Genomic DNA, 9,181 nt, shown 5'->3' on the forward strand with positions numbered 1-9,181 from the left:
ACCCGGTGGGTTTAACTCTTTATGCTGCCTAGGTTTCTACTTAAGCAGCATAGTTTTCATATTCTGTTTGGTTGTGTAAAAGCGACCATATCATTCGTGCGTTCTTCGCGGCAAGTGCCACTATCGCTCGGTTCGTTCCTCTTCGTTCCAGAACGCCTCGACACCACTGACTTAGCTTATCTTGCTTGTCGCCAAGGTTGGCAATCACGGTCCTTGCGCCGTGAACTAATAGTGTTCGCAAATATTGATCACCGTGTTTGGTTATTCGGCCTAACCGAGGTTTTCCTCCCGTCGAATATTGCTTTGGTACTAGTCCTAGCCAAGCAGAGAAATCACGGCTTTTATCAAATTGAGAACCATTGCCTATCGAAGCAAGTATTGCAGTAGCGGTTTGCGGCCCAATACCTCGAACTTTCATCACTCGTTGAACATTAGCGCTGACCTTAGCAAAAGAGTCAAAGACTTGCTCTGTATCGGCGATACGTTGATTCAATTCACCAAGGTGGTGATAAGCATCGGCAATGACTGTTCTTGCGAGGTGTGGCAGTTCATTTTCTGCATCTTCGAGCATTATGGGAACGTGTTTCAGCAATGAAGAGCGACCAACAGGAATGATTAATCCGAATTCAGAAAGCAGGGCACGCATGCGATTCATAAGCGCGGTGCGTTCACGAACCCAATGCTCTCTTATTCTATGTACCGATAGGATGGCTTGTTGCTCGGGTGATTTTATGGGCACAAAGCGAGTCGATGGACGCTTAACAGCTTCGCAGATAGCTACTGCATCATTAAGGTCGTTCTTTCCCTTAGTTCGATAAGGAACTACGTATTTAACGGCCATAATACGGGCGTCGTGACCCAGTTTATTGAGTGTTCTTGCCCAATAATGTGCACCACCACACGCTTCAACGCCTATACGCATGAGTGGCATATTTGCTATTGTAGTCAGTAGTTTAGAGCGGGTTACTGACTTATGAAGTATGACGTTACCATTTTGGTCTACAGCATGAATACTGAAGTGGTTTTTAGCTAGGTCGATACCGTAGAAATAAGAATAATCAGACATGGTGCCTCCGATGCATTTAAGTACCACATAAGTGTGGCAGATCCTCGGTAGGGGGAATCCATGTCATTCGTTATAAAACAGTGAGGTACATTTGAGCAATATTAGCTGGATGAGTGATTTCTTCGATGTTCACGGAAACCAAATAAGTAAAATATTCAAAGCTGGCGGATGTAGAGAGTTATGGCTTCAAGGACAAATCTTTCTTTACCTTGAGCAGGAAGACTTGCAAACAAACGCAACGAAAAGTAAGTACGATTTGTATCAGGAAGGTGTTTTCGCATGTGAGGTAAAAGTACTAGGTGGCAACTTTCAATCAAAAGTTATGAATAGCTTGCGGGCTGACTTTGACAAATTGACATCAAAGGAAATACCGGAAGAAAAGTATGTCTTGCTCGTTCTCGACAAGCAAGAAGGAACGAGTACAAAACTGTATAGGTCTTTGAGCACTTTTTCTCACAAAGCAGGTCAGAAAGTGTTAGATAAGGACCTTGGTGCTTTCTCTGTAACTGCTTGGAAAGTTTTATAACAAATTACTTAAGCAGCCTGCTAATGCTCGGCATTTTCGTTTTTTGTTGAGTTCTGTGATTACAGTGGCTTTGCAGGAGTGCAGTGCAGTGCAGTGCAGGTTAGCAGCAGCTTAGTAAGGGATTAGAAAATGCGCAAACTTTGTCGATGGTTGAACATCATAGCGAAACGATATGAAAAACTGATCACTATATTCTTTATCGGAGGGCTAAGCTTAGTCATCAGTGGAGCTCAGTTATGGGTTGCTAGCTCTCAAGTGGCTATGAATGAAACAACTGCAAGGTACAATTCTTATAAAACATATCCGCAAATTGAAGTTGTACGTCTAGCTGATGAAGCCGATACAGTTAAAATAATAAACCGAGCTGGTGAGTGGTTTGACCTTCAAAGTGAAGTCATGACTATACTTTATGCCCAAACAAGTTCTGACTCTGAGTTTAGAAAACAGTACTTCGTAGTCAAACCTATTAGGTCTGAATTCATGAAGTCCGAAATAAAAGATCAAAATACAACTTTAATTTCCAAATCTGAAAAGTCTTATCAACTTTGGGAAAAATATCAGTATGATTTTGCAGTTAAAAATTCTGATACGAACATGAGCACAGCTATTAACTTATCCACGTATGTCAGACTACGCTATAGAAACATATATGGAGATGTTTCAGAGCGATATTTTATGTTGGCAAAACCAACAATGTCGACAAGGGAGTCTACAAATTATAAAAAGATTTTTGATACCGCTTTTTTAGGCGAAAAATATCAAGTTGTTTACTACAACCAAGATGTGAATGAGGTGATCCAAAACTGGGTTGAACAAGGTAGGTAAAACCTACTAACAAGGCGCTCAACAGTGCCCCAGAACGCGTAGCATTTTTGCTTCGCAAAAGTTTATGCCAAGGTCTCGGGCACGTTAGCTTGGCGTTATACGTTTGAGGAAGTATGGATATTTTAGAACTGATTTTAGACCCTCAGGTCATCATGAGCTTATTGTTAGCTCTATTTTCATCATACCTAGGAAAGCTAGGAAAGCTTATTGTCAAAGGTTTTGCTAAAGCACCATTAACAATTAAAAAGTTTTGGCGCATTAGAAAATGGAAACGGATTCGAGCCTATTACTTGATATACAGTAATCCCCACGAAATTACATGGAACATAGCAAGAACGTATTTCTATCTGACTGTTTTCATTATGTGTATGCTTTTTTATGTGGTGTTCGTTAAGTTAGGGGCTTTCGGTGATATTGATGCGTTTCCTCAGGAGGTTCAACATCTAATCTTCTCACCTATTTACGCTTTTGAAGTGTTATGGATTAAACAGCGTAGCTTTACTCGCAGTTTAATTGAGCTAAAAAACAGGCGACGAAAAAAACGTATAGCAAGGCGTTAAAGTACTACCACTAATGCTTGGCACTTTCACTTCGCGAATTGTAGCGTCATATGTTGTGGCGTCTTAACAAAGCATTATGCGAATACAGAAGATTGAGGGAAACATGTTAGAAATTACAGAAAATGTAGTTTTAATTCGAATTAACCGTTTGTTTGAAGAATCAATGACATCAGAAGCGTTGTATGAAGCTACTCGTGGTATATAGGTTATTGGGCCGCGACGAGAAAAATTAGAAATTGCCGTCAGTGTTTATAAAGGCGAGATTAAAGAAGTATATAAGGTGCATAATTGGCTTCCTGCTGGAAGTACTCCTTACCAAACTCGTTCATTGAAAGAGAGTAAAAAACATGGCCGTTGGGAATTTGTTGGCGAAGTTGCTAGTGATGAAGTGCGAGACAAGTACCTTGGTCAATCAGTGTCGGGTTACTTCTCGAAAGGTAACTCGAATCCAATCAAGTACGTCAACTGTTAAATTCGTATAAAAAATCAAGATTGATTCGCAACGTATGGCATTTTAGCGATGCGTTGCGTTTATTGTTTGAAACGGCTTGTTAAAGCTTCGAGACTGTGTTGCTCAATGCTTGACGCGCAGTTATGTTTTTGTCAGAAAGCTGAAAATAGCTTCTAGGGTGTGGGTGTGAACAAGAAAATTAATTATCAACTCTGGTTGGTGTTGATGCTTACGAGTTTTATTCCCTTAATTTATGCGACAACTAGAATTTATTTTTTAGGAAGCATCGCAAGCCCTTGGGCATATAGTATCGCGGCGCAAGTAGCTTGGCTAAATGTTGGTTATGAAGTACTCCATGAAGCGTTATTCATTCCGTTAGCATTTATCTTTGGTAAGGTCGTAAGTGATGATAGAAAATTTCAAGAGAGGGTTAGTCTAGGACTAAAAATTATAGTATTCAGTTACCTTTTAGTCACTGCTGTTGTCCTATGGTTTACGCCAATCTTTGTTACTGCAATGCAACAACAAAAAGAATTGTTCACTACGACGATACAATATATCCGATTGGAATCATTAGCTATATTACTTTCTAGTGTTTACGCCTTTTTATCGTTAGTTTTAGTGTTGAAAAATCAGAAGAAGACTCTGTACAAGTTGTTAGTCGTACAAATGATACTAACGATTTTGTGTGATGCTTTACTTGTTAGCCAGTTACCAATTTCCTTTGAATTGGGCGTTCATGGTATCGCTTTTAGCAATATTATTGTCAATTCAATACTTGCCGCAGTCGCTATTATTTATCTTATAAGATTAGGTGTATCTCTTAAGTTTGGGCAAAGTAATCGAAATCAAAATATATGGCTAAAGGAGTGGGTAGTCATTGGATGGAAGTCAGGCCTAGAGTCATTTGTTCGTAATGCCGCTTTTATTGTAATGATTTTGCAATTAGTGAACCAAGTACAACAAGCCGGAACGTTCTGGGTTGCGAATCAATTTATTTGGGGATGGTTGTTACTTCCTGTATTAGCTTTAGGTCAGTTAGTGAAACAAGACGCTGCAACCAACAAAGGACTATCGATTGAACGAATCAATGGTTACTTTTGGCTAACTGTGGGGGTCATTGTCGCTTGGGCTATCACAATACCGATGTGGGATGGCTTTATATCAAGTGTAATGGGGGTTAAGAACTCTGGTCCAATTATCGATTTAGTATGGTTGTTAGTCGGATTTTATGTTGTGTTTAGCTTCAACAATGTCATAGACAGTTACTTCTATGGTATTGGTCGAACAGACCTCATGCTCTATCAATCTTTGGCGGTTAATAGTGTGTTTTATGGTGGTGCTTTTGTGTGTTATCAAACCGGCATATTTGTTCCTACACTTCAAACTATCGGATTGATGTTCGGCTTGGGTATAGCTCTAGACGCAATGATTACATGGGCTTTATACCTAATGCTGAGGCGGCAGCAATCGCTAAGTCAGTGCGAGTCTCTTTTAAGTTAAGTAACAGTTGGTGCAAATACAACGGCACACCTAAGACGCATTCCTTGTTCTTAGTTCATTTTGTTTAAAGTGCTTTTTGAAGTACAAGGAAAGCTCAGATGAAAAATATAGCTATGGCGGTTGTTGTGAGAGATGGAAAAGTCCTCGTTCAAAAGCGCTTTAGACATGGGCAAGGTATGGTCTTTGAGTTCCTTGGAGGTTCAGTTGATCCCGGTGAGTCGGGTAGCCATGCCGCAATTAGAGAGTTGTGGGAAGAAACAGGTCTTAAAGATTTACAACTCCTCGGCACTCATCAAGGTCAGAACGACTTCGGTGGTGAGATTCATTACGTCGTTTTGAGTGCGGATCACAATGATGAGCCTGAAATGGTCGACGCAGAAAGACAGCAAACTTTCTATTGGCTAGAACCCTCAGCGATTCCTCTTGGTGATTTTTATCGTGCAGATATCGAGTTTATAGAGAAGTATTTGAGTAGATATGTGTAGTTCAAGGGTAGGTTTGTTCATAAATATTTGTGCGGATTGAGTTGGCATTATGTGGCAGGTATGGAATTCGAATATAAGAAAGTAGAACCAAATCATAGAGATTTTCAGTCATTAATCGCTGAGCTGAATTTGTCACTTCGCCAGATTACTAATGACACAGGTGAAAGCTCATTTGTATCTGACGCTTTTGACCCATCAAAAGATGGATGTATCGTTGTGTATCTGAATGATACTGCGGTGGCCTGTGGGGTGTTTAGATGTCACGAAAGTGAAGTTTGTGAATTTAAGCGGATGTATTCTAAAAAAGTTGGTGCGGGCTCTTATTTGTTGAAACAACTCGAATGTTTTGCGATTGAAAAAGGGTATCGAAAAGCTATTTTATCGACACGCAGAGTTAACTCAAAAGCGGTGACCTTTTATTGTCGTCACGGTTACTCAGAATCCAGTGCTTATGGTAAATATGTCGGTGTAGACCGTTCGATTTGCCTCTCAAAGATGCTAGTCATATAAACAACCAAATCTATTCGGTCTTAGTTTCACGGAGGAAACATGACAAGCGACCAACTATTAGAAAAGGCACTTTATAGTAGTGCCAGCATCCACCAACCTCACTCATTAAAAGCCTATTTGGCTTGGAATCACCTTAATGATTATTTCAGCACAACCGACAATGTGTGGCTTAAAACGAGTGAGCTAATAGACCAAACTGAGATTGAAGTTTTAGGCGAGTACTCTGCAACGCTGCAAACGCCGAAGTTTACGGATCTCCTACGCAAAGGCGAACGTTTACCTTTTGTTTCTCGGAATTTAATTGCAACAGTAAATCACATACAAACGTAGAGGTAGCGCACAGAATCGAAAAAGGGGATATCGCGATTACGGAATCATTGATCTAGCCGATAGTGAGATAGTGAGAAGAGGTCGATAATTCGTTGTCGGACTAAATTAGAACTTTAAATCTAATTTCTAAGTAGTTGTTATCTCAGGAAGAGTTTTGTGCTATGCGCCTCTATATTAAATACATTATCCCTATTTTAATTCCTTTCATTATCCTCGTAATGCCGCTATCAGCGTTTCCATTTGAAGGCCTTACGATTATTCAACAACGCGTTATCGCGATCTTTTTATTAGCGGCATTGTGCTGGGTGTTCGAGCCCATCCCGATCTACGCGACGTCTGTTGTTATTATCGTTCTGCAATTATTGATGTTGTCGGATAAAGGGCTGATCTTTTTAAGGTTTGAGCATGGGCAGGAACATTTTGGTGAGTTGTTAAAATACAGCGACATCATGGCGACATTCGCCAGCCCAATTATCATGCTGTTTTTGGGCGGTTTTTTCTTAGCGATGGCCGCTACTAAGTATCGATTAGACGTAAACTTAGCTCGCGTGTTGTTGAAGCCATTTGGACAAGACCCGAAGTTTGTGATGCTCGGCTTAATGTTGATCACTGGTATCTTTTCGATGTTTATGTCTAACACGGCAACAACAGCAATGATGCTCTCTATTTTAACGCCGGTACTGGCTGTGTTTGGTCCGAAAGACCCCGGTCGTATAGCGTTTGCGCTTTGTATCCCTGTTGCCGCTAACATCGGTGGCATTGGTACCCCGATCGGTACCCCCCCGAACGCTATTGCCCTTAAATATTTAGTTGGCGATAACCTCATTACGTTCGGTGAATGGATGGCATTTGGTGTGCCGTTTGTCGTTATTATGATGGCGTTAGCGTGGTTTTTAATAGGCTTTATGTACAAAGCTGACCAAAAGAAAATCGAGCTAAGCATCAAAGGTAAATTCCTTAAAACGCCCAAAGCCATTGCGGTGTACGTCACTTTTGCGCTAACCATTATTCTTTGGTTAATGGGCTCAAGCCATGGCATGAACTCTTATACCGTCGCTCTTATTCCTGTCGCTGTGTTCTCACTCACAGGGATCATCAATAAAGAAGACCTGAAAAAGATTTCTTGGGACGTACTGTGGCTTGTATCAGGTGGTATTGCACTTGGTTTAGCTCTCGATAAAACTGGCTTAGCAAGGCTCGTGGTACACAGCATTCCGTTTGATGCTTACTCACCCTATGTGGTGTTGTTCGGAGCGGCGTTCTTGTGTTTGGTAATGGCAAACTTTATGTCTCATACCGCAACGGCTAACTTGTTAATGCCAATTATGGCTGCATTAGGTTCGTCTATGGCTTCACTCACGCCACTCGGCGGTGAGTTAACGTTAATTCTGGTTGTGACTTTTGCCGCTTCATTAGGTATGTCACTGCCAATCAGTACGCCACCGAATGCGTTGGCTCATGCCACTGGTCATGTGCAAAGTAATCAAATGGCCAGAATTGGTATTATTTTGGGTGTGGTTGGTGTGCTACTGAGTTTTGTTATGGTGTGGGTGCTACATTCAATTGGTCACATAGGATAACGATACGTGTATCAACAAAAGCTAGAAGCACTTATCGATCGTTATTTTAATCAGACAGAACGTCGGGTGACGTGCCGTGCCGGTAACACCATTATTGAACAATCGGCGTTAAACACTCGTTTATATTATGTGTTTAGTGGAGAACTGGAAGGTTTTTATACCGAAGCGAATGCACCGCAAGTGCGAGTATTTAGCGCGGGTAGTGGGGCTTTTATAGGCGTTCATAGCTTCTTTTCAGGTAATTGGACAGCATCTTCAACGGTTGTTGCTAAAACCGATGTTGAGTTAGCGTGGATCGATAAAGACACGCCTGCAGAAGATGAACGTAACTTTGGCCCTCTTACCGCACAGTTCACACCTGTGATCGTCAACGAGTTGTCGCGTCGTCAACGCCGTGCAACACAAGAAGCGATAGCGAAACAAAAAGCGTTAGAGAAGTTACATACTGCTGAGCAAATGACGACCTTGGGTCAATTGGCTGCAGGGATTGCCCATGAGCTTAACAACGCTATTGGTGTAGTAAATAGTAAATCTGGCCGACTTGAAACGGTCATCATGGATCTACTTGAAGAAGTGCATCCAGAAGCCAGTCAATTTTTCGATTTTGGGTTAATGCATGGTCAGAAAACGTCGTCGTCAGAAGCGCGAACACGTGGGCGACAATTTGAAAGAAAATATGGTTTAGACAAAAACATTGCACGCTCTCTTGCAAAGGCGATTCCAATTGACGCTTTATCTGCAACAGACGTTATTTCAAAACATTGGCTGAAAAACCCAGAAGAAGCGATTCGCTTTTGGCAGATGGGCTGTGATTTACATGATTTACGTTTGGCATCTAGACACACCGTTGGCATCGTAAAATCGGTTAAACAACTTGGCAGAGTTGATATTGACACCGAAGAAGCGGTTGATATTAACGACTCCATTAACCATGCCTTATCGTTGTTACAAAGTGAGTTACGTCGAGTCTCTGTGCGATTGAGCCCTGCAGATTTGCCGACTTTTAAAGGATCGAAAACAGAGCTCGTTCAGATTTGGGTCAACATTGTAAAGAATGCTTGTGATGCAATGTCGAATTCAGACGATGCTGCAATAGAAATTCAAACCAGATTAAGTAAGAAAAGAATATTAGTTACGATCACGAATAACGGCCCAGAGATAGACGAGGTGACTCGTAGAAAGGTATTTCAGCCCAACTTCACCACTAAAAAAGGTGGTTTATCGTTTGGATTGGGCTTGGGTTTATCAATCGTTAAGCGGATTGTGGCGGGTTATGGCGGAAGTATCATTGTGAAAAGTGATGCTTCTAAAACTGTATTTAGAATCAAGTTACCAGTAGAGGGTG

At 41.3% G+C, this 9,181-nt stretch carries 10 protein-coding genes and 1 pseudogene; 10 read left to right on the forward strand and 1 reads right to left on the reverse strand.

Translation table 11 applies throughout. The features are described from left to right. Window positions 1-40 precede the first annotated feature (40 nt). Window positions 41-1,066, reverse strand: a complete 1,026-nt coding sequence (locus tag AACR09_RS05890; protein ID WP_193836162.1) for an IS110 family transposase — start codon at window positions 1,064-1,066, stop codon at window positions 41-43. Between the two features lie 91 nt (window positions 1,067-1,157). Between AACR09_RS05890 and AACR09_RS05895 the strand changes: the two genes are divergently transcribed. The 10 genes and pseudogenes from AACR09_RS05895 to AACR09_RS05940 all read left to right on the forward strand — a co-directional run. Then, window positions 1,158-1,592 (forward strand): hypothetical protein, encoded by a 435-nt coding sequence (locus AACR09_RS05895; protein WP_193836163.1) that lies wholly within the window; start codon window positions 1,158-1,160, stop codon window positions 1,590-1,592. Between the two features lie 129 nt (window positions 1,593-1,721). Beyond that, entirely contained in the window at window positions 1,722-2,417 is a 696-nt protein-coding gene (locus AACR09_RS05900; RefSeq protein ID WP_193836164.1) for a hypothetical protein, read from the forward strand. A gap of 113 nt (window positions 2,418-2,530) precedes the next feature. Next, entirely contained in the window at window positions 2,531-2,977 is a 447-nt protein-coding gene (locus tag AACR09_RS05905; RefSeq protein ID WP_193836165.1) for a hypothetical protein, read from the forward strand. Window positions 2,978-3,257: 280 nt separating this feature from the next. Then, a complete protein-coding gene (locus tag AACR09_RS05910; protein WP_228010954.1) occupies window positions 3,258-3,449 on the forward strand; it encodes a hypothetical protein in 192 nt (63 codons plus the stop codon). A 165-nt stretch (window positions 3,450-3,614) separates the two neighbouring features. Further along, complete coding sequence (locus AACR09_RS05915; RefSeq protein WP_108194879.1) at window positions 3,615-4,931, forward strand: MATE family Na+-driven efflux transporter; 1,317 nt, start codon at window positions 3,615-3,617, stop codon at window positions 4,929-4,931. Between the two features lie 98 nt (window positions 4,932-5,029). Further along, on the forward strand, window positions 5,030-5,416 hold the full coding sequence (locus AACR09_RS05920) for an NUDIX hydrolase (RefSeq protein ID WP_108194878.1): 387 nt from the start codon (window positions 5,030-5,032) through the stop codon (window positions 5,414-5,416). A 60-nt stretch (window positions 5,417-5,476) separates the two neighbouring features. Beyond that, window positions 5,477-5,926, forward strand: a complete 450-nt coding sequence (locus tag AACR09_RS05925; RefSeq protein WP_108194877.1) for a GNAT family N-acetyltransferase — start codon at window positions 5,477-5,479, stop codon at window positions 5,924-5,926. Window positions 5,927-5,965: 39 nt separating this feature from the next. Then, a pseudogene (locus AACR09_RS05930) lies at window positions 5,966-6,181 on the forward strand (hypothetical protein); the annotation flags it as partial. 236 nt (window positions 6,182-6,417) lie between these two features. Further along, the gene (locus tag AACR09_RS05935; protein WP_193836166.1) at window positions 6,418-7,836 is read left to right on the forward strand and encodes an SLC13 family permease; all 1,419 of its coding nucleotides are present in this window, start codon (window positions 6,418-6,420) and stop codon (window positions 7,834-7,836) included. Window positions 7,837-7,842: 6 nt separating this feature from the next. Beyond that, window positions 7,843-9,181: ATP-binding protein (locus tag AACR09_RS05940; protein WP_193836167.1), on the forward strand; the 1,339-nt coding region annotated here is incomplete at its 3' end.

The organism is Vibrio sp. OPT20 (assembly GCF_963889365.1).
Classification (GTDB): domain Bacteria; phylum Pseudomonadota; class Gammaproteobacteria; order Enterobacterales; family Vibrionaceae; genus Vibrio; species Vibrio splendidus.